General features: G+C 71.0%; 16 protein-coding genes. 7 read left to right on the plus strand and 9 right to left on the minus strand.

Translation table 11 applies throughout. The features are described 5' to 3' along the window. Position 1: 1 nt before the first annotated feature. Positions 2-1,630, minus strand: a complete 1,629-nt coding sequence (locus OG978_RS20180; RefSeq protein ID WP_326766572.1) for a protein kinase domain-containing protein — start codon at positions 1,628-1,630, stop codon at positions 2-4. A 294-nt stretch (positions 1,631-1,924) separates the two neighbouring features. Between OG978_RS20180 and OG978_RS20185 the strand changes: the two genes are divergently transcribed. The 6 genes from OG978_RS20185 to OG978_RS20210 all read left to right on the plus strand — a co-directional run bounded on the left by OG978_RS20185 (position 1,925) and on the right by OG978_RS20210 (position 9,636). Next, positions 1,925-3,571: a protein kinase domain-containing protein gene (locus tag OG978_RS20185; RefSeq protein WP_326766573.1), complete on the plus strand. Its 1,647-nt coding sequence runs from the start codon at positions 1,925-1,927 to the stop codon at positions 3,569-3,571. 76 nt (positions 3,572-3,647) lie between these two features. Beyond that, a complete protein-coding gene (locus OG978_RS20190) occupies positions 3,648-4,406 on the plus strand; it encodes a hypothetical protein (protein WP_326766574.1) in 759 nt (252 codons plus the stop codon). An 82-nt stretch (positions 4,407-4,488) separates the two neighbouring features. Next, positions 4,489-5,103 carry a PadR family transcriptional regulator gene (locus OG978_RS20195; RefSeq protein ID WP_326766575.1) on the plus strand — a complete coding sequence of 205 codons (615 nt, stop codon included), beginning with the start codon at positions 4,489-4,491 and terminating at the stop codon, positions 5,101-5,103. A 191-nt stretch (positions 5,104-5,294) separates the two neighbouring features. After that, positions 5,295-6,080: an ABC transporter ATP-binding protein gene (locus OG978_RS20200; protein ID WP_326766576.1), complete on the plus strand. Its 786-nt coding sequence runs from the start codon at positions 5,295-5,297 to the stop codon at positions 6,078-6,080. Then, the gene (locus tag OG978_RS20205; RefSeq protein ID WP_326766577.1) at positions 6,077-8,941 is read left to right on the plus strand and encodes an ABC transporter permease; all 2,865 of its coding nucleotides are present in this window, start codon (positions 6,077-6,079) and stop codon (positions 8,939-8,941) included. The genes OG978_RS20200 and OG978_RS20205 overlap by 4 nt, the downstream gene beginning before the upstream one ends. A gap of 146 nt (positions 8,942-9,087) precedes the next feature. Continuing rightward, the gene (locus OG978_RS20210) at positions 9,088-9,636 is read left to right on the plus strand and encodes a bacterial proteasome activator family protein (RefSeq protein ID WP_326766578.1); all 549 of its coding nucleotides are present in this window, start codon (positions 9,088-9,090) and stop codon (positions 9,634-9,636) included. 282 nt (positions 9,637-9,918) lie between these two features. Here OG978_RS20210 and OG978_RS20215 read toward each other — a convergent pair whose 3' ends face one another. The 7 genes from OG978_RS20215 to pdhA all read right to left on the minus strand — a co-directional run bounded on the left by OG978_RS20215 (position 9,919) and on the right by pdhA (position 18,638). Further along, positions 9,919-10,905, minus strand: coding sequence for an NAD(P)H-quinone oxidoreductase (locus OG978_RS20215; RefSeq protein ID WP_326766579.1), 987 nt, complete (start codon positions 10,903-10,905; stop codon positions 9,919-9,921). 80 nt (positions 10,906-10,985) lie between these two features. Next, positions 10,986-12,128, minus strand: coding sequence for a potassium channel family protein (locus tag OG978_RS20220; protein WP_326766580.1), 1,143 nt, complete (start codon positions 12,126-12,128; stop codon positions 10,986-10,988). Beyond that, positions 12,086-13,726 (minus strand): molybdopterin molybdotransferase MoeA, encoded by a 1,641-nt coding sequence (locus OG978_RS20225; RefSeq protein WP_442817841.1) that lies wholly within the window; start codon positions 13,724-13,726, stop codon positions 12,086-12,088. The genes OG978_RS20220 and OG978_RS20225 overlap by 43 nt, the downstream gene beginning before the upstream one ends. 245 nt (positions 13,727-13,971) lie before the next feature. Then, positions 13,972-14,829 carry an NTP transferase domain-containing protein gene (locus tag OG978_RS20230; RefSeq protein WP_326766581.1) on the minus strand — a complete coding sequence of 286 codons (858 nt, stop codon included), beginning with the start codon at positions 14,827-14,829 and terminating at the stop codon, positions 13,972-13,974. 109 nt (positions 14,830-14,938) lie between these two features. Further along, entirely contained in the window at positions 14,939-16,447 is a 1,509-nt protein-coding gene (locus OG978_RS20235) for a dihydrolipoamide acetyltransferase family protein (protein ID WP_326766582.1), read from the minus strand. Further along, complete coding sequence (locus OG978_RS20240) at positions 16,447-17,478, minus strand: alpha-ketoacid dehydrogenase subunit beta (protein WP_326766583.1); 1,032 nt, start codon at positions 17,476-17,478, stop codon at positions 16,447-16,449. The genes OG978_RS20235 and OG978_RS20240 overlap by 1 nt, the downstream gene beginning before the upstream one ends. Beyond that, on the minus strand, positions 17,475-18,638 hold the full coding sequence (gene pdhA, locus OG978_RS20245) for a pyruvate dehydrogenase (acetyl-transferring) E1 component subunit alpha (RefSeq protein WP_326766584.1): 1,164 nt from the start codon (positions 18,636-18,638) through the stop codon (positions 17,475-17,477). The genes OG978_RS20240 and pdhA overlap by 4 nt, the downstream gene beginning before the upstream one ends. 264 nt (positions 18,639-18,902) lie before the next feature. On the opposite strand from pdhA, the gene OG978_RS20250 reads away from it, so the two are divergent. Continuing rightward, positions 18,903-19,409 carry an Lrp/AsnC family transcriptional regulator gene (locus OG978_RS20250; protein WP_326770097.1) on the plus strand — a complete coding sequence of 169 codons (507 nt, stop codon included), beginning with the start codon at positions 18,903-18,905 and terminating at the stop codon, positions 19,407-19,409. Positions 19,410-19,457: 48 nt separating this feature from the next. Here the strand turns inward: OG978_RS20250 and OG978_RS20255 are convergent, their stop codons facing one another. Further along, on the minus strand, positions 19,458-20,051 hold the full coding sequence (locus tag OG978_RS20255; RefSeq protein ID WP_326766585.1) for a TetR/AcrR family transcriptional regulator: 594 nt from the start codon (positions 20,049-20,051) through the stop codon (positions 19,458-19,460). Positions 20,052-20,108 lie beyond the last annotated feature (57 nt).

The raw sequence follows: 20,108 nt of genomic DNA on the forward strand, positions 1-20,108 counted from the left end.
TTCACGGGGTGGTGCCCGCCACGGTGCCGGCCGCCGCGGACGTACCGGTGGTGGCACCGCCGTCGTCCGTACCCGTGCCGCCGTTGTCGGTACCGGTTCCGCCGTCGTCCGTACCCGTGCCGCCGTTGTCCGTCCCGGTGCCGCCGTCGTCCGTACCCGTGCCGCCGTTGTCCGTCCCGGTGCCGCCGTCGTCCGTACCCGTACCGCCGTCCTCCGTACCTCCGGTGGCCGGGGTGGACGGTTGGGTCGGCGGCGGTTCGGAGGGCTGGGTCGGGGTGGTCGACGGGGAGTAGGTCCGCGGCGGCGGGGTGTCCTGCTGGTTGCCGGTGGAGTTCTCCGGCAGATCGGTCTCCTGGCTCTCCTCGTCGGTCGGCTCGGAGGAAGTCTTCTCCGGGGACGGCGAACTGGAGACCTTGTCGGGCTTCTTCTTCTGATTCGAGCCGGTGTCGTTCGCGGCGTTGACCGCGATGGCGACCCCCGCCCCGATCGCGATCAGCGCGAGCACGACGAACAGCCACAGCTTGCCGCGGCCGCCACCGCCGTGGTGCCCGCCCTCGTAACCGCCGTCGTCGGGGTTCATCGGCGGCAGGATCGGACCCTGCGAGGTGTCCCCGTGCGGCGGGTGACCCATCGCCATCGTGCCGCCGGCGACACCCATGGCCGGGGTGTGCCCGCCTTCGTGCATCGCGACCGGGCCGGTGTTCCACGTACCCGTGTGGCCGCCCTGCACCTGAAGCATCTGGAGGCTGTACTGGACCAGGCCGCGCATCTCCTCGGCGCTCTGGAACCGGTCGTCCGGGTCCTTCGCGAGGGAGCGCATGACCAGCCCGTCCAGCTCCGGCGGCACCGCGTCCAGGACCTCGGACGGCGGGACCGGAATGTCCTGGACGTGCTGGTACACGACGGACAGCGGCGTCTCACCCGTGAACGGGGGCCGCATGGCCAGGAGTTCGTACAGCAGGCAGCCGGTGGCGTAGAGGTCGGAGCGGTGGTCGACGGCCTTGCCGAGCGCCTGCTCCGGGGAGAGGTACTGCGGCGTACCCATGACCATGCCGGTCTGCGTCATCGTCGACTGCGCACCGTGCAGCGCACGGGCGATGCCGAAGTCCATCACCTTGACCGCACCGGAGTTGGTGATGATCACGTTGGCCGGCTTGATGTCACGGTGCACGATGCCGTGCTGATGCGAGTACGCGAGCGCTTCCAGTACACCCGAGACGATGATCAGGGCCTGCTCGGGCGGCGGAGCCTCGGTGCTGATCAGCAGGTCGCGGATGGTCCGCCCCTCGACCAGCTCCATCACGATGTAGGGGACGGTCGCCCCGCCCACGACGTCCTCACCGGAGTCGTACACGGCGACGATCGCGTGGTGGTTGAGCCCGGCGACCGACTGCGCCTCGCGCGTGAACCGGGCCTTGGAGACCGGGTCCTCGGCGAGATCGGAGCGCAGCAGCTTCACCGCGACCGTGCGCCCGAGCCTGACGTCCTCGGCCGCGAAGACCTCCGCCATACCGCCCCGGCCGAGGCGGTGGGTCATCCGGTAACGTCCGTCACCGACCACACCGCCGATGCCCCAGGAGTCGGTGCCATCCGAAACTCCGCCGCCGTTTGCTTCGGAATCGGGTGCCATCAGTCCTCGCCGTCGTATCTGTCCGCGCGTCCGCGGGTGCTCACGGTGTCTAGCTGCATTGCCACGTCACGCTACAGCCTCTTCCGGACACTCCGTTTCCGAGAGGGACCGGTTATCCAACCGCCCGGCGTGCCGTCCACGCAAATTTCATGCGGTTCCTGTAACGCTTCCGAGACTCTTCTTGTGCGTAGGGTCACGGAACGGGCACCTGGCTTGACGTGTCGTACCCCTCGGGCAGACTTGGCGCGTAATAGGGATGATCGCGTCAGTCGCGCGCCGAGGGGGAAGCTAGTCATGAGCCAGGACGGCGCACACGGCGCTCAGGGTCGCTACGCGGGCGGTTCCGTCGCCGGTGGGCGCTACCAGCTTCGCGACCTGCTCGGCGAGGGCGGGATGGCGTCCGTATACCTGGCGTACGACACTGCCCTGGACCGCCAGGTCGCAATCAAGACATTGCATACAGAGTTGGGCCGCGAGCAGTCCTTCCGTGAGCGCTTCCGTCGCGAGGCGCAGGCCGTTGCCAAACTGCAGCACACCAACATCGTCTCGGTCTTCGACACCGGCGAGGACGAGCTCGGCGGCGCGCTGATGCCGTACATCGTCATGGAGTACGTGGAGGGGCAGCCGCTCGGCTCCGTGCTCCAGGCGGACATCCAGAACCACGGCGCGATGCCGGCCGACCGGGCGCTGAAGGTGACGTCCGACGTGCTGGCCGCGCTGGACACCAGCCACGAGATGGGCCTGGTCCACCGCGACATCAAGCCCGGCAACGTGATGATGACCAAGCGCGGCGTCGTGAAGGTCATGGACTTCGGCATCGCCCGCGCCATGCAGTCGGGCGTCACGTCGATGACGCAGACCGGCATGGTCGTCGGCACCCCGCAGTACCTCTCCCCCGAGCAGGCCCTGGGCCGCGGCGTGGACGCCCGCTCCGACCTGTACTCGGTCGGCATCATGCTGTTCCAGCTGCTGACCGGGCGGATCCCCTTCGACGCGGACTCCCCGCTGGCCATCGCGTACGCGCATGTCCAGGAGGAGCCGGTCGCGCCCTCCACCATCAACCGGTCGGTCACCCCGGCGATGGACGCGCTGGTCGCCCGCGCGCTGAAGAAGAACCCGAACGAGCGCTTCCCGAGCGCGGCGGCGATGCAGGACGAGATCGCCCGTGTGCTGGCCGCGACCGGCCCCACGGGCGCACCGGTGATCGTCGCGGGCGGCGGCGCCCCGGCGAACAGCGGCTCGGGCGTCGGCTCGGCGGTCTTCCCGCCGGTCGACCAGTCCGGCGCGACGCCCCAGAGCGTCCAGACCCCGTACCAGCCGGGCCCGTACCAGTCGGGCGCCCAGCCGGGCCCGTACGGTCCGGCGACCCCTGCCCCCACGCCGGCACCGTCGTACGGCTACCCGCAGTCGGCCCAGGCGTACCAGAGCCAGGCCCCGATACAGCAGCAGACCTCGCCGCCCTACACGATCTCGCCGCAGACACAGTCGCACGCCGGCTCGGGCGGGGGCGGCTCCAAGCGGAACATGCCGGTGATCGTGGGCTCGATCGTGGTCGCGCTGATCGCGATCGGCGGGCTGATCACGGTGCTCTCGCTGAACGGCAACGACAACAAGGGCGGCACGACCGCGAACGAATCACCGGCCGCGGGCGAGCACAAGGATCCGGAGCGGAACCGGACGATGGACACCGAGGACTGCACGGACGCGCTGGAGGACAGCGACGACCCGAACAAGGTCGATGCCCCGAGCTTCCTGTACAAGGACATCCTCTCCGCTCGGGCGTGCGCGGACGCGGCCGGCTGGACCATCAAGCAGATCAAGGTGCCGGGGAACGCCTACGCGGAGGACCAGGTCATCGACCAGTTCCCCACGTCGGGCACCGCCGTGCCGAAGACAGGCGCCCACTTCGAACTGCGCATCGCGACCGGCGACCCGGCCTGAGTCCGGGTGGGGGCGGCGACCCGGACTGACGCACATCCGAGATGCCGGACATACCGTCACATGTGACGCTGGCCGCATGGCTTCAGGATTTCTCCCCTCACGGCCCACGAAGTGCGTGGCCTGCCTGGTGCTGACGGCGGGTGCGGCGCTGGGGGCTGCGGCGGGCGAGGCGCAGGCCGTCCAGCGCGTGTCCGGTCGGCCGACGGGGCCGTTCAGCGCGCCGGTGGCGCCGTCCGCGCACACCTCGGCCGGAGCCTCCGCCCGGCCTTCCGGTGTCCTTGGTACCGGTCCGTCGACCGAGGAGTCGGCCACCCCTTCGGCCGCCGCCCCCTCGACCGTACCGACGGCCATTCCCTCGGACGGCGGACCGGCCGCCCCCGCGCATCCGGGGTCCCCGTCGCCCTCCACCCCGGCCTCCGGCTCGCCGTCGGCCTCTTCCAGGGCCTCGCCCTCCGACTCCTCGTCCTCACCCTCGTCCGCGTCCGGCTCCGACTCCGACGAGGAGCCGCCGCGTCCCGAAGCGCAGTCCCCGCTGGCCGGGCGTGAGGCCGGGGAGGGGCGGTTGCGGCCCGGGCGGCGGCTCTCACCGTGGGAGCTCGCGCACGCGGACGGTACGTTCCAGCAGCCCGACGCACCCCCTGCGGCGACCGATCCGGGGCCGGCGCCTGCCGCGACACCGGCGGCGAGCACGTCCCCCGGGACCGACCGGCTCTCGCAGCAGGCCCTGAACGCGCCGACCGTGCAGCAGGTGAAGCGAGTGTCGCTGGGGGTGGGTATCGCGCTGATCGGGCTGGGGCTGGGCTTCCTGGCGTTCCGTATGCGCCGCGTGGACTGAGCCACAACCGGGCGCCTCACCAGCACCCACGCAGCCCGGCAAGGACTTGCATCGAGCGACATACTCGGTATACATACTGAGTATGTCGATCCGTCACGGGCTGCTGGCCCTTCTGGAGCGGGGGCCCCGGTACGGCTCCCAGCTCCGTACCGAATTCGAATCGCGCACCGGCTCCACCTGGCCGCTCAACGTCGGCCAGGTGTACACGACGCTCAGCCGGCTGGAGCGCGACGGCCTGGTCGTCCAGGACGACGAGGACGACCAGGGGCACGCCCTCTACGCGATCACCGACGACGGACGCACCGAGCTGCGGAACTGGTTCGAGACGCCCGTCGACCGCAGCAACCCGCCCCGCGACGAACTGGCCATCAAGCTCGCCATGGCGGTCGGCGCGCCCGGGGTCGACATCCGTGCCGTCATCCAGTCCCAGCGCCACCACACCCTGAAGGCGATGCAGGACTACACCCGCCTCAAGGCGCAGTCGCTCAGCGACGTCCCGGCCAACCGCGACGAGGTCGCCTGGCTGCTCGTGCTGGAGCAGCTGATCTTCCAGGCGGAGGCCGAGGCGCGCTGGCTGGACCACTGCGAGACCCGACTGGTCCGCCTCGCCGAGGCCGCCGCCACGGAGCCGGACCCAGAGATCCGTACGACCGGCCGCGCCGCGTCCCGTGTCACCCTCCCGCGCAGCCGACGCTGACGCGCAGAGCACGGACCCCAGACCACCGCGCGCACTGCAGCGCGCGCACCGCAGCCGGCGCCGACCAGCCGGCGCGGAGCCCGGGCCGCAGGCCACCCGCGTACGCGCCGGACACCGGCACGGTCCGCCACGGACCGCTCCGCCGTCCGGCGCCGTCGCCCCACACCCGTTCCGAGGGGGAACCACCCATCATGTCCTCGCACGTCCCGCCCCGATCCGCGGCGCCGGCCGGCGCACCCATACCGGCCGACGCTCCGGTGCTCGAACTCCGGGCGCTCACCCGCACCCACGGCTCCGGCATCGCCGAGGTGCACGCCCTGCGCGGCGTCAACCTCTCCGTGTACGCCGGTGAACTCGTCGCCGTGATGGGCCCGTCCGGCTCCGGCAAGTCGACCCTGCTGACCATCGCGGGCGGTCTCGACACCGCGACCAGCGGCCAGGTCGTCATCGAGGGCCAGGACATCGCCGGACTCGGCCGCAAGGGCGTCGCCGCCCTGCGCCGCCGCAGCGTCGGCTATGTCTTCCAGGACTACAACCTGATCCCCGCCCTCACCGCCGCCGAGAACATCGCCCTGCCGCGCGAACTCGACGGTGTCTCCGTCCGCAAGGCCCGCAAGGAGGCTCGGGCGGCGCTGGAGGAGATGAAGCTGCTGGAGATCGCCGACCGGTTCCCGGACGAGATGTCCGGCGGCCAGCAGCAGCGTGTCGCGATCGCCCGTGCGCTGGTGGGGGACCGGCGCCTGGTGCTCGCCGACGAGCCGACCGGAGCACTCGACTCCGAGACCGGCGAGAAGGTGCTCGCGCTGCTGCGCAGCCGCTGCGACCAGGGCGCGGCCGGCGTGATGGTGACGCATGAGCCGCGGTACGCGGCCTGGGCGGACCGGGTCGTGTTCCTCCGGGACGGTTCGATCGTCGACCAGACGCTCAACGGCTCCGCCGACGCCGACTCGCTCCTCGCCTCCGAGGCCGCCAAGTGAGCGTCTTCACCGGCTGGCGCGCCGCCCTCCGGATAGCCCGGCGCGACGCGATGCGGTACAAGGGCCGCAGCGCACTGGTGGTCGCGATGATCGCCGTACCGGTGGTCGGCGTCACCGCCCTCGACGTGACGTACCGCAGCGTGTCACCGACCACGGCCGAGCAGCTGACGGCCGAAATGGGCTCCGCCGACGCCCTCTTCAGCGACCAGCGGATCGGCCCGATCGAGCAGCTGCCCGACGGGGACAACTACGAACTGGTCGACGAGAACGCACCGGTGGACGAGAACGCCCCGCCGATCGACATCAGCACCACGTTCCCCAAGGGTTCGCGGGCGATCAGCATCCAGTCCGTCCCGGCGAGCATCACCACCGGGTACGGCATCTCCGACACCGACATCCACGAGTTCCGGACATCGGACGAGCTGGCCCGCGGCAAGATCGAGCTCGTACGCGGTGAATTCCCGCACGGCAAGGACGAGCTGGCCGCCACCGAACCGTTCCTGAAGTCGACCGGCCTGCACGTCGGCTCGGTCACCACCGTGCGCAACTTCGGCAAGAAGTACACGATCACCGGTGTCGTCGAGGAGCCCGACTCGCTCAACACCAAGGCGCTGTACGCCGACCCGGGGGCGGTCATCGCCCCGTGGCAGGCCAGGTCCGACCACGACAAGAAGGTGGTGCCGCCGAACACCCGCTCCAAGGACTGGCTGGTCAAGGGCCCCGAAGGGGTGGGGGTCACCTGGCCGGACGTCATGGCGGCCAATAAGTCCGGCGTCGTCGTCAAGTCCCGGCAGGTCGTCCTCGACCCGCCGCCGGACTCCGAGGTCCCGCTGGCCAGGAAGGGCGGCGAGCAGTACCAGGACTACTCCGAGGGGGAGCCGAGCGCACCGCTCATCACCGTGATCGCCATGGCGGTCCTGGAGATCGTGCTGCTCGCCGGACCGGCCTTCGCGGTCGGTGCGCGCCGCTCGCGCCGCCAGCTCGGTCTGCTCGGCACCTGTGGCGGGGACCGACGCCATGTCCGGGCCGTGGTGCTCGGCGGTGGTCTGGTGCTCGGCGGCATCGGAGCCGTGACCGGTGTGGTGGTCGGGCTGGCGGCCACCGCGGTCTTCCGCCCGGTGATCGAGGCGTGGGCCGGGCAGCGCTTCGGCTCTCTCACCCTGAACCCGGTGGAGATGCTGCTCATCGCGGTGATCGGCCTGGTCACCGGTCTCCTCGCGGCGTTCGCCCCGGCGATCGTGGCGAGCCGGCAGTCCGTGCTGGAGTCGCTCACCGGACGACGCGGCGTCCGCCGTTCCTCCCGGGTGATGCCCGTCCTGGGCGGCTGCGTACTGACCGTCGGATGCGCCGTCGCCATCTACGGCGGCACCAGCGGGGACTCGTCGCTGGTCGCCGGCGGCTCGGTGGCCGCCGAGCTCGGGCTGCTCGCCTGCATCCCGGTGATCGTCGGCTTCCTCGGCCGGCTCGGCCGCAGGCTGCCGCTCTCCCCCCGGCTGGCGCTGCGCGACGCGGCCCGCAACCGTGGCCGTACCGCCCCCGCGGTCGCGGCCGTGATGGCGGCCGTCGCCGGATCGGTCGCCATCGCCACGTACATGTCCAGCGCCAAGGCCGAGTCCGAATTCGACTACACGCCCTCCCAGACCCAGGGAACCCTGGTCCTCTCCGCCTTCGCCTTCTCCTCCTCCGGCCCCAATGCCTTCACCCAGCTCCCGCAGGCACGGGCCGCCGTCGAACGGAACATGGCCGTCACCGGCGGGCACGCCGACTTCCGACGGGTCTGGGCGGGCAGCGACTGCGACGTCTACGGCACCGAGGAGAACCACTGCGGCTCGCTCGAACTGGTCAAGCCCGCCGGCAAGGACCGCGTCTGCCCGCTCACCGGCAAGGGCGCCAAGGAACTCGCCGCGCGGCTCTCCGCCGACGAGCACAAGAAGCTGATGCGTTCCCCCGCCTGCCTCGCGGGCACCATGGCGTCGGGCCTCTTCAGTTCCGGTGAGAGCGGCATCGTCGTGGCGGACGAGGCCATGCTCGGCACCTATGTGAAGCTCGACGACCCCGCGGCCGCCGAGGCACTGGCGGCGGGCACACCGGTACTGCTCAACGAGGTGTACGCGAAGAACGGCGAGACCACCATCAAGGCGGTCCACCGCTACAGCGAGAAGGACAAGCAGAACCGGAAGCTGCACCCCGGCAAGGCACGGACCACCACGGACCGGCTGAAGGTGTACATGGCACCCGCGAAGTACGCCGCCACCCCCGGGATCACCATGATCCTCCCGCGGCGGACCGCGGAACGGCTCGGCCTGCACACCGCGGAGAGCGGCAGCGTGTACGCCGTCGCGCACACACCGACGGAGGCCGAACAGCAGCAGACCTACGGCGCGCTCGCGCAGGCCGGCGATGGCGTCGTGGTGCAGTCCGAGTCCGGCCCCGACGGAGGCGTGGACGCCATGCTGCTGATCCTGACACTGTTCGCCGGAATGGTGACGCTGGGCGCCGCCGCGATCACCACGGGCCTCGCCAAGGCGGACGCGGAGGCCGATCTCAACACCCTGAGCGCGGTGGGTGCACCCCCGAGCGTGCGGCGGAAGCTGTCCGGCTTCCAGTGCGTGGTGGTGGCACTCACGGGTGTGGTCCTCGGCACGCTGGCGGGACTGGTGCCCGCGGTGGCGCTGCGGCTGGTCGATCTGCGCCTGGCGCTGCAGGCGATGCGGCTGGAGCCCACGGAGTCCGCGTACACGCCGATCGCGCTGCCCTGGGCCACCCTCGGCCTGCTCGTGGTGGGCGTACCGGTGCTGGCCGGTCTGCTCGCGGCGGCACTCACCCGCTCACGCCTCGCGCTGGCACGGAGGGCCGGGTGACGGCGGGGACGGTGCGGTCGGTGTGGTTGGTGCAGCCGGCGCGGTCGGTGGGCTGACCGGCTGCCTTGGTGCCCCCGTAAACGGTGGATCAACCGTTTGCGGGGGCACCACAGTGTCGTACGGCAGCTGTGCGAGACAATGGCGCCATGGAGATGCCGAGGAATGAACGGTCGCAGGAGCACCCCCAAGTCCTCGTAGTGGGGCAGGACGGCATGGCGATCGGCGGCGGTGGCACTGACGAAGAATCGCGTGAGGTCCCGGTGACGGAGATGGTCGAACAGCCCGCGAAGGTCATGCGCATCGGCAGCATGATCAAGCAGCTCCTGGAGGAGGTCAGGGCGGCTCCTCTCGACGAGGCGAGCCGGGTCAGGCTCAAGGAGATCCACGCCAGCTCGGTGAAGGAGCTGGAGGACGGCCTCGCGCCGGAGCTGGTGGAGGAGCTGGAGCGGCTCTCTCTGCCGTTCACCGAGGAGTCGGTGCCCTCCGAGGCGGAACTCCGGATTGCCCAGGCACAGCTGGTGGGCTGGCTGGAGGGCCTGTTCCACGGCATCCAGACGGCACTGTTCGCCCAGCAGATGGCGGCTCGGGCCCAGTTGGAACAGATGCGCCGCGCCCTTCCGCCGGGCAGCGCCCACGAGGAAGAGGACGGCAGCGGGGACCCGCACGGGGCCATCCGGTCGGGACCGTACCTCTAGTCGCTCCGTCCCCGTACCTCCGAGATCCCTGGCCCGTACGCCCTGACAGAGAGCGACACCGAGGCCCGGCACACATGGTCGACGACCTGCGCGCCGGGCCTTTTCGCGTGCTGTGGGGGGCGAGGAGCGGGACGGGGCGGGCCGGGGAAGGGGCAGGAGCCTGGCCGGGGCCGGGGCCTGGGCCTGGGCCGGGGCCTGGGCCTGGGCCGGGGCCTGGGCCGGGGCCGGGGCCGGGGGCCGGGGCCGGGGCCGGGGCCGGGGGCCGGGGGCCGGGGCCGGGCGTCAGCCCGCAGGGGCCTGCAGCAGCACCTTCCCGATGTGCGCGCTGGACTCCAGCACCCGGTGAGCCTCGGCGGCGTCCGGCATCGGCACCGTACGGTCCACGATCGGCCGCACGACCCCGTCCGCGATCAGCGGCCAGACGTGCTCGCGCACGGCGGCGACGATAGCGGCCTTCTCGGCAAGCGGGCGGCCGCGCAGCGAGGTCGCGGTGATGGCGGCCCGCTTGTTCAGCAGGGCGCTCAGATTCAGCTCGCCCTTGACGCCACCCTGAAGGCCGATGATGGCCAGTCGGCCATTGACGGCGAGCGCCTTCACATTCCGGTCCAGGTACTTCGCGCCGACGATGTCGAGAATGACATCCGCACCGGCCCCGTCGGTCGCCTTGCGCAGTTCCTCGACGAAGTCCTGCTCCCGGTAGTCGATCAGGATGTCGGCCCCGAGTTCCGCGCAGCGCGCCAGCTTCTCCGGTCCCCCGGCGGTGACCGCGACCCGCGCGCCCACGGCCTTGGCGAGCTGGATCGCCATCGTGCCGATGCCGCTGGACCCGCCGTGCACCAACAGCGTCTCACCGGGGCGCAGATGGGCCACCATGAAGACGTTGGACCAGACCGTGGCCGTCACCTCGGGCAGCGCCGCGGCCAGAGCCGGATCGACGCCGTCCGGCACGGGCAGCAGCTGCCCGGCGGGCACGGCGACCTTCTCCGCGTATCCGCCGCCCGCGAGCAGCGCACACACCTCGTCGCCGACCGACCAGCCGGTGACACCGGGCCCGATCGCCGAGATACGGCCCGAGCATTCGAGGCCGGGGTAGGGGGACGCGCCGGGCGGCGGGTTGTAGAACCCCTGCCGCTGCAGCACATCGGCGCGATTGACCGCGCTGGACACGACATCGACGAGGACCTCGCCCTCGCCGGCTACCGGATCGGGCACCTCGGCCCAGACGAGTGCCTCGGGGCCGCCGGGTTCAGGGATCGTGATCGCATACATGGCGGCGAGGCTACTCCGTAGCAGGTGAAGGACCACGAAGGGCGCCGCGCGGGTGGGGTGGGGCAGGCGCTCCGACGGGATCAGTCGCGCAGGCGCGGTGTGCCCGTGGACGGACTGTCCAGCGGCGATTCGTTCGAGGCACGCACAATGGTGATCAAACGGTCCATCAACTGCAGCGGGCTGGCCGCCGGATCGTCGTAACCCAGCAGCCGATGTCCCCGCAACACGCTGACCACGAGGTCATCGGTCTCCCGGACGCTCTTGCCCACCTCGGCCTTTATCACCGGCCGTTCGACGAGATCGAGTCCACTGCCCTGCTGGATCAGGTCCTCCATCACCGTGCCCGCGCTCGGGCTGAGGACCGAGAGGCCCAGCAGCCGGCCCGCCGCACTGGCGCTGGTGATCACCGCGTCGGCACCGGACTGCCGGAGCAACGGGGCGTTCTCCTCCTCGCGCACCGCTGCGACGATCTTCGCGCCGCGGTTGAGCTGCCGCGCCGTCAGGGCCACCAGCACCGCCGTGTCGTCACGCTGGGTGGCGATGATGATCTGACGCGCCTTCTGGAGCTCGGCCCGCAACAGCACCTCGCTGCGCGTCGCATCGCCGACCACACCGACGAACCCCTCGGCGTTGGCGATCTCGATCACCTTGGTCGCCGGGTCGACGATGACGATCTGTTCCTTCTTCAGACCGGTGGCACACAGGGTCTGGATGGCCGAACGGCCCTTCGTCCCGAAGCCGACGACAACGGTGTGATCACGCAAGTTGGTTCTCCAACGCTTCAGCCGAAAGTCCTCCCGGGTCCGTTCCGTAAGGACCTCGAGAGTGGTGCCGACCAGGATGATCAGGAAGAGCACCCGCAGTGGTGTCACAAGCACCACATTGATGAGCCGGGCGGAGTCCCCGTACGGGGTGATGTCGCCGTAGCCGGTGGTGGAGAGCGTGACCGTCGCGTAGTACACCGCGTCCAGGAGATCGACCTGGTCATCGGCGGCGTCGTGATATCCGCCACGGTCCATCCAGACGATCAACACCGTTGCGGCAAGCACCAGAAGCGCCATCATCAGCCGCTTGGCGACCTGCCGCGCCGGTCTGTCGACAACCCTGCGCGGGAGCAGCACCCGCGTGGGCAGGACATGCTCGTCGGCGCGCCTGGCCATCGCATCGTGGCCGGGAAGTTTCACGTGAAACACCCTTCCGTCCACGGCATCGCCGAGGCCCACGGTAGATCGAGGATCTCCACCTCGGTGCCGGACCGTACCCCGCCCGGCGGTACGACGGCCAGCCCGTCGGCGGCAGCGATCCCACGAAGCATCGCCGGACCGTTGTAATGCAGCGGTACGACGTGCTCGGTACCGCTCCCGGTTCCCGCGCCGCCGTCGTACCCGCTGCCCGGCCTGTCGGCGGTGCTGCCCGCCCGGTGGACGATGGGCACCAGACGGGTGTCATGCGGGTGTCCGTGCACCTCGTCGCGTACGACGGCCCGGTACGGCGCCTCCGGCTCCCGGCCCGCCAGCCCGCGGAGCAGGGGCTCGGCGAGTGTGAGGAGCCCGGAGACGGCGGCCAGGGGATTGCCCGGCAGCCCGACGAGATACGGGCCCTCGTCCCGCGCCCCAGTCCGCGCCTCGTCCCGGCTCGCCGATGCACCCGCCGCTGAGTCCTCCTTCTTGAGCCGGGCCAGCAGCATCGGGTGGCCGGGTCGGACAGCGACTCCGTCGACGAGCAGCTCGGCCCCGATCTCGGCAAGGACCGGGTGGACGTGGTCGACGGGGCCCGCAGCCGTGCCACCGGTGGTGATGACCAGATCGGCGTCGGATGTGGTGAGGGCTCGCCGCAGGGCCGCCGCGTCGTCGCCGAGCCGCTGCGGGGCTGAAACCTCGGCGCCCAGCGCGCGCAACCAGGGGCCGATCATCGGGCCGAGCGCGTCACGGATCAGCCCGTCGTGCGGCAGACCGCTGGTCAGCAGTTCGTCACCGAGAACGAGGACGTCGACGCGAGGGCGAGGCACCACGACAAGCGCGTCGTACCCGGCCGCGGCGGCCAGGCCGAGAACGGCGGGCGTCACCAGCGCTCCGGCGGGCATGAGCTGATCGCCGACCCGGCATTCCTGGCCACGGGGCCTGACGTCCTGTCCGGGCAGCACCTGATGCTTCGCATGGAGCAGCCCCTTGGCCTCGTCCACGCGAGCGTGTTCGCTGCGGATCACGGCGTTGGCATCCGCCGGAATGCGGGCGCCGGTGGCGATCCGTACAGCATCTCCGTCGGGAAGCGTGGCGGGGGCGCTCTGCCCGGCGAGGATGCCCAGATCCCGGCTTGAGCCTCCATCGGCCCTCTCGTCGGCCCCGGCTCCGGCCCCGGCCCCGGAGACCTCACGGATGTTCCACGGCCCCGGTCCGGAGACGACCCAGCCGTCCATGGCAGAGGTGTCGAAGGGCGGCAGATCGGTGAGCGCGACGAGCGGCTCGGCGAGTACGTGTCCGAGCGCCTGGCCGAGGGGAAGTCGGCCGGATCGGATCGCAACGGCACGCCCGGACCGAGCAGCGAGCCCGCGCGCCTCCGGCCAGGAGACCGTGTGTCCGTGCCTGTGCCGGTCCTGCCCGGGGGCCGCTCCGGCGCCCCGGTCCGCGGGCAGCGAACGGGGTGCTGCCGCAGGTTCATCCGCGCGTTCGTCCGCGGGTTCATCCTCGTAGCGGGGCCGGCCCGCGGAGTGAGGCCGATCCGTGGGGTGGGGCCGACCCGCGGGGTGAGGCTCACCGGACGACTGGCTCCCGACCAGAGCGAGGGCCTGCTCAACGGCCCGGTCCTCCTCGGCCGCCCGCACCTCTTCCGGAGTCAGGCACCACTCCCCGCTCCGAGGACGGTCACTCTCCGAGGACAAGCCGCCGACCGAAGACACGGCATCGGCCGACACCGGACGGTCACGCGCCGCACGCCCGACACCCGCCGCACGTCCGAGGCCTGCCGCAGGCCCGACACCCGTCGAAGGCCCCACGCCCGTCAAGAACCCGGCGCCCAACGGGGCGACACCCGCAGCCGGAGGCCGATCGTCCCCGTCGTTGCGGGCGGTCATTGCGTCTCGTTCTCGTCCGCCCAGCGAAGGGCGAGCGCGGCAGCCTTCCGGGCGGCCTCGGCCACCGCCGTGGCGCCATCGCCATCGCCGTCACCTTCGCTGCTCGCCTTGGCCGCCGCGTACCCGACCAGGAAGGTCGTCAGCGGCGCGGCGGGCCGGGCGACGCCGTGGGCGGCGTCACGGGCGAGATCGAGCAGGACGCCGGTGTCGACATCGAGTTCGATACCGAGTTCGTTCTTGACTGCGGTGATCCATTCATCCAGCACGGTCCCATGCTCTCTGATACGGGCCCGGGCCGACGCAATGTCCTCCCAGGTGTCGCAGTCGAAAGAGGCGAGTGGATCGGCCTCCACCCGGGCAAGTTCGAGTTCGTGCGTCAGCAGACGCAAGGGAAGCCCGGACAGACCGCCGTGCTCGGCGGCGAGCAGCGCGAGCTCACGGCGCAGCGGTTCGGCACCGTAGACGGCGACAAGAGGCTGGTCACGACCCTGCTGGTCGACGCACAGGGCACCGTCCCGCCCGCCTTCCCCGGCGGCCAGGAGCGCTCCGACAGTGCCCGCTCCGAGGAACGGCAGGTCGGCGGAGAGCACGAGAACCCGTTCCGCCGTGGTCCGCCGAACCCCCGCGTCGAGCGCGGCCAACGGCCCGCCGCCCTGGGGCTCTTCACACGTCCAGACCACCGGCCGCACGGTGGACCGGCGCCCGCCCACCACCACCGTCGTCGAGGCGTCGGCACAGGCCGCGAGCACCCGGTCGAGCAGCGCGCGGCCACCGACCCGGATCCCGGGCTTGTCGGCGCCGCCGAGCCGCTTGGCGGCCCCTCCGGCAAGGACGATGGCGTCATACGCGGTCATGCATCCGAGTATGCGGGCCGCGGGCTCCCACTGATCCTCCAGGTCGGCAATCGAGCCGATGAGCTGGATCGAGCGGCAAGAGGAAACGGGAGCCCACGGCTGCTTTCGCCTACAACGTGCGCAACAGCACCGCCGGTTGTTCCACGCAGTCGGCTATGTAGCGCAGGAAGCCGCCCGCCGTGCCGCCGTCACAGACCCGGTGGTCGAACGTCAGCGAGAGCTGGACCACCTGGCGTACGGCAAGCTCCCCCTGGTGCACCCAGGGCTTGGGCACGATCCGGCCGACGCCCAGCATCGCCGCCTCGGGGTGATTGATGATCGGGGTCGATCCGTCGACTCCGAACACCCCGTAGTTGTTCAGTGTGAACGTGCCACCGGTCAGCTCCGCCGGGGTCAACCGCCCGGCCCTCGCAGCCTCGGTCAGCCGGGCGATCTCGGCCGCGATCGACTCGGCGTTCCTGGCCTGCGCATCCCGCACGACGGGCACGACCAGACCCCGCTCGGTCTGAGCGGCGAACCCGAGGTGCACCTCCGGCAGCCGCACGATCTCCCGCGCTTCCAGATCCACCGTGGCGTTGAGCTCGGGGAACCGGGCCAGCGCTGCGGTGCAGATACGCGCCAGCAGGGCCAGCACCGACACCTTGGGCCCGGCAGCCGGACCACCGGCGCTGTTCATCGCGGATCTGGCCGCCATCAGCTCGGTGGCATCGGCATCGACCCAGCACGTGGCGTCGGGGATCTCCCGCCGGCTGCGCGACAGCTTGTCGGCGACCGCGCCCCGTACACCGCGCAACGGAATCCGGTGCGCGGCCGGGCTCGCCGCCGTCCCGAAAGCCGGCTCCGATACCGATACCGACGCCGCCACCGGCTCCGTAACGGCCTCCGGCGTCGGGACCGCGGTCGGCAGGGAAGCCGCCGTTCCCTCTGCCAGCTCCCTGATCGCGGATTCGACGTCGGCCCGCAGGATCAGCCCGTCCGGTCCGGAGCCCGACAGCTGCCGCAGATCAAGATCATGCTGCCGCGCCAGCTTCCGTACCAGCGGGGAAACCACAGCCACCGGTCCCGGCGCCGCAACCGGCACGGGATCGGGGTCGGGGGCCCGCGCGGGCGCAGGAGCCACAGGCACCCGTGCGGGAACCGTTGCCGTCACGGCTGTGGGACGGACCCGTCGCCGACGCGCCACCGGTGCGCCCGTCCCGTATCCGACCAGCACATTGCCGGACGACTCCACCTCACCGGAACCGGCCCCGGACCCACGCGAACCGGAACCGGAGCCGGAACCAGAGCCAGAGCCGGAACCGGAGCCAGGCCCGCTCCCTGTCCTTGCCCCCTCATCCGCCCCTGCATCCGACCCCACCGGCTCCGCCGACCCCACCGCGACCGCCACCGTCAACAGCGGTGCCCCGACCGGCAGTTCCGAGCCTTCTTCGCCGAACCGCGCGGTCACCACGCCCCCGTACGGGCACGGTACCTCCACCATCGCCTTGGCCGTCTCGACCTCGACGACCGGCTGGTCAATGGCGACGACATCGCCGACCTCCACCAACCAGCGCACGATCTCCGCCTCGGTGAGCCCCTCGCCGAGGTCCGGCAACTTGAATTCGAGTACCTGGGGCATCAGCTCTCCGCCTCCCACTGCAAGCGGGCGACCGCGTCCAGTACCCGGTCCACGCCCGGGAGATGGTGCCTCTCCTGCATCGGCGGCGGATACGGAATGTCGAACCCGGCGACCCGCAGTACCGGCGCCTCCAGGTAGTGGAAGCAGCGCTCGGTGACCCGGGCCGCGATCTCTCCGCCCGGACCGCCGAAACCCGAGGACTCATGGACGACGACCGCGCGCCCCGTACGCCGGACGGAAGCAGCAACGGTCTCGTCGTCGAATGGCACCAGCGAGCGCAGGTCCACGACCTCGAGGTCCCAGCCCTCCTCGACGGCCGCTTCCGCCGCCTCCATGCAGACGGGCAGCGACGGCCCGTACGTGATCAGCGTCGCGTTGCGGCCCGGCCGCCGGACGACGGCCCGGCCGATCGGCTCCACAGACACCGGCGCCTCGGGCGACCAGTCCGCCTTCGACCAGTAGAGCCGCTTCGGCTCCAGGAACACCACCGGATCGTCGGAGGCAATCGAGGCCCTCAGCAGCCCGTACGCGTCCTCGACCGTGGCGGGCGTGACGACATGGAGGCCGGGCGTCGCCATGTAGTACGCCTCCGAGGAGTCGCTGTGGTGCTCGACCCCGCCGATCCCGCCGCCGTACGGCACCCGGACCGTGATCGGCAGCGGCATGGCGCCGGCCGTCCGGTTCCGCATCTTCGCGACATGGCTGATGAGTTGCTCGAACGCCGGATAGGCGAAGGCGTCGAACTGCATCTCCACCACAGGTCGCAGCCCGTACATCGCCATGCCCACGGCCGCCCCGAGGATGCCCGCCTCGGCCAGCGGGGTGTCCGTGCAACGGTTGTCGCCGAACTCCTTCGCCAGGCCGTCCGTGATCCGGAAGACCCCACCGAGTGTGCCGACGTCCTCACCGAGGACATGCACCGTCGGGTCCTGCGCCATCGAGTCGCGGAGCGCCCGCCCGAGTGCCTGCGCCATCGTGGCGGGCTTGGCCTTCGCCGTCCGCTCTCCGGCCGTCGCCGCTGCCGTGGTCATCGCCCTTCCTCCACGTCGTCACAGCCGTGCTGGTCCTGCTCGGCGTCCAGTTCGACACGCAACCGGGCTTCCTGCTCCCGCAGTTGTGCGGTCTGTTCCGCGTAGACATGGGCGAACAGATCCATCGGGTCCAGCACCGGATCGGCGTTCATCCGCTCGCGCAGAGCGGCTGCCATCCGCTCCGCGGCCGCGCGCGCCTCCTCGATCCCGTCGTCGCCGAGCAGCCCCCGCCCGGTCAGCTCCCGCTCGAGAAGCTGGATCGGGTCGTGCGCACGCCAGGCCTCCACTTCGCTTTCGACGCGGTAACGAGTGGCGTCGTCGGCGTTCGTATGGGCGTCCATGCGGTACGTCACCGCCTCGACGAGCGTCGGCCCGCCACCGCTCCGGGCCCGCGCCACCGCCTCACCGAGGACCTGGTGCACCGCGGCCGCGTCGTTCCCGTCCACCAGCCGACCCGGCATCCCGTACCCGACGGCCTTGTGTGCCAGGGACGGCGCGGCGGTCTGCTTCGCCAGCGGTACGGAGATCGCGAAGCCGTTGTTCTGCACGAGAAAGACGACCGGGGCACGCCAGACGGCCGCGAAATTCAGTGCCTCGTGGAAATCGCCCTCGCTGGTCCCGCCGTCACCGACCATGGCGAGCGCCACCACGTCGTCACCTTTGAGGCGCGCCGCGTGTGCCAGCCCGACGGCGTGCGGCAGCTGGGTGGCGAGAGGGGTGCAGAGCGGTGCGATGCGGTGCTCACGCGGGTCGTAACCGGTGTGCCGGTCGCCGCGCAGCAGCGTCAGCGCCTCGACCGGGTCCAGGCCGCGCGCCACTGCCGCAAGGGTGTCCCGGTAGCTGGGAAAGAGCCAGTCCCGCTCCTCCAGCACCAGCGCGGCCGCTATCTCGCAGGCCTCCTGCCCCGTGCTCGACGGGTAGACGGCGAGCCGACCCTGCTTGGTGAGGGCGGTGGCCTGCGCGTTGTACCTCCGGCCACGGACCAGTTCCGCGTAGAGCCGCAGCAGCAGCTCGGGGTCGGCGTCGGCCACGGCATCCGTACCGAGCACGCGGTACGGCTCGGGGTCCGGGAGCAGCGGCGCGGGATCAGTGAGCGGCTTCCAGGCCGGGGGCGGCGTGGGCCGGTAAGCAGCCGCGCCGGGCAGCTCTTGGACCGTCATGACAAGCACCTCCTGGCATCGAGGGGTTTCGAGCGGCGTCTGTCGGCATCGGGGGATCGTCCGATGCCGAGGGGTGTCGAAATGCTTCGAAATGTCGAGCGCTGTCCGAGGCACGGATGTGGTGCGCCTCACCTACCGATTGTTCGGTCGCGAGCGCATTTTGGCTACAGGCGACTTCAGCCTGTGGACAAACGGTTCTCCACAGCCTGGGATAGAGGCAGGTCGTCCAAGACAGGGAGGCGGGGGCACATGTCAGCTGAACAAATGGCCGACGGGGGCGAGGACCCCGGCCAGGTTCCGCCCGCCCGGCCGCTGGATGCCATCGACCGCGGCATCCTGCGACTGCTCCAGACGGACGGCCGCGCCTCGATACGGTCGGTGGCCGATCGCGTCCATGTGTCCCGGGCCAACGCCTACGCCCGGATCAGCCGGCTCATCGACGACGGCGTGATCCGTGGCTTCACCGCGCGCGTGAACCATGAGCGGGCGGGGCAGGGAGCCTCCGCGTACATCACACTCAAGATCGTCCAGAATTCCTGGCGCACGGTGCGAGAGCAGCTCCAGGCGCTGCCGGGGGCGACCCATATCGCACTGGTCAGCGGCGACTTCGATGTCCTGCTGCTGGTGCACACCCCGGACAACAGGTCGTTGCGCGAACTGGTCCTGACGAGGATCCAGGCCATCCCGGAGGTGCTCTCCACCCGCACGCTCCTCGTGTTCGAGGAGACGGACCTGACTCCGGGCGCGGACGGACCCACCGAGCTCGCCTGAGGGCCGTGCGGCCGTCAACAGCTCAAACAGCTCAACGGCTCAATCGGCTCAACGGCTGGACCGCATCCCCTCGAAGGCCACGCGAACGAGCGTGTCCGCCAGCCGCTCCCCGTCGACTCCTCCGTCGGGCAGCGGCCGGTACCACTCCACCAGGGAGTTGACCATTCCGAAGAGCAGCCGTGTCACCAGCCGTATGTCCACGTCGGAGCGGAGGTCGCCGTCCGCGACCGCCGCCTTGAGCAGATCGGTCACCCGCTGGTCGAACTCGCGCCGCCGCTCCATGGCCCAGCGCTCCGTCCTCGTATTGCCCCGTACGCGCAGCAACAGCGTGACGTAGGGCAGCTCGGCTATCAGCACGTCGACGGTGCGACGGGTGACGTACTCGACCCGCTCGATCGCACGCCCCTGCGTCGCTCCGGGCTCGTCGAGAATTCCGAAGAGCCCGTCCAGCGCCCGGCTGACCGCGCGGCGCAGGAGTTCCTCCTTGCCCGCGACATGGTGGTAGATGGACGACTTGGAGATGCCCGCCGCCTTGGAGAGGTGCTCCATGGACGTGCCGTCGTAACCGCGCTCGTTGAAGACACGGACGGCAACGGTGAGCAGAGTCTCCGGGGTGTACGTGTCCCGCTTGGCCGTGGTCATGTCCGTGATCCTCCCCTACCAGTTGTCCACAGGTTTGGCGGGCCCCCTTGTCCCGAC

The organism is Streptomyces sp. NBC_01591, assembly GCF_035918155.1.
Classification (GTDB): domain Bacteria; phylum Actinomycetota; class Actinomycetes; order Streptomycetales; family Streptomycetaceae; genus Streptomyces.

What these genes read in the sequence shown, in the direction of transcription:
- OG978_RS20235 (WP_326766582.1), bottom strand. Translation starts at nt 16,447, where the DNA reads ATGCCCCAGGTACTCGAATTCAAGTTGCCGGACCTCGGCGAGGGGCTC.
- OG978_RS20195 (WP_326766575.1), top strand. Translation starts at nt 4,489, where the DNA reads ATGTCGATCCGTCACGGGCTGCTGGCCCTTCTGGAGCGGGGGCCCCGG.
- OG978_RS20210 (WP_326766578.1), top strand. Translation starts at nt 9,088, where the DNA reads ATGGAGATGCCGAGGAATGAACGGTCGCAGGAGCACCCCCAAGTCCTC.
- OG978_RS20190 (WP_326766574.1), top strand. Translation starts at nt 3,648, where the DNA reads ATGGCTTCAGGATTTCTCCCCTCACGGCCCACGAAGTGCGTGGCCTGC.
- OG978_RS20180 (WP_326766572.1), bottom strand. Translation starts at nt 1,630, where the DNA reads ATGGCACCCGATTCCGAAGCAAACGGCGGCGGAGTTTCGGATGGCACC.
- OG978_RS20230 (WP_326766581.1), bottom strand. Translation starts at nt 14,829, where the DNA reads ATGACCGCGTATGACGCCATCGTCCTTGCCGGAGGGGCCGCCAAGCGG.
- OG978_RS20255 (WP_326766585.1), bottom strand. Translation starts at nt 20,051, where the DNA reads ATGACCACGGCCAAGCGGGACACGTACACCCCGGAGACTCTGCTCACC.
- OG978_RS20215 (WP_326766579.1), bottom strand. Translation starts at nt 10,905, where the DNA reads ATGTATGCGATCACGATCCCTGAACCCGGCGGCCCCGAGGCACTCGTC.
- OG978_RS20240 (WP_326766583.1), bottom strand. Translation starts at nt 17,478, where the DNA reads ATGACCACGGCAGCGGCGACGGCCGGAGAGCGGACGGCGAAGGCCAAG.
- OG978_RS20250 (WP_326770097.1), top strand. Translation starts at nt 18,903, where the DNA reads ATGGCCGACGGGGGCGAGGACCCCGGCCAGGTTCCGCCCGCCCGGCCG.
- OG978_RS20185 (WP_326766573.1), top strand. Translation starts at nt 1,925, where the DNA reads ATGAGCCAGGACGGCGCACACGGCGCTCAGGGTCGCTACGCGGGCGGT.
- pdhA (WP_326766584.1), bottom strand. Translation starts at nt 18,638, where the DNA reads ATGACGGTCCAAGAGCTGCCCGGCGCGGCTGCTTACCGGCCCACGCCG.
- OG978_RS20200 (WP_326766576.1), top strand. Translation starts at nt 5,295, where the DNA reads ATGTCCTCGCACGTCCCGCCCCGATCCGCGGCGCCGGCCGGCGCACCC.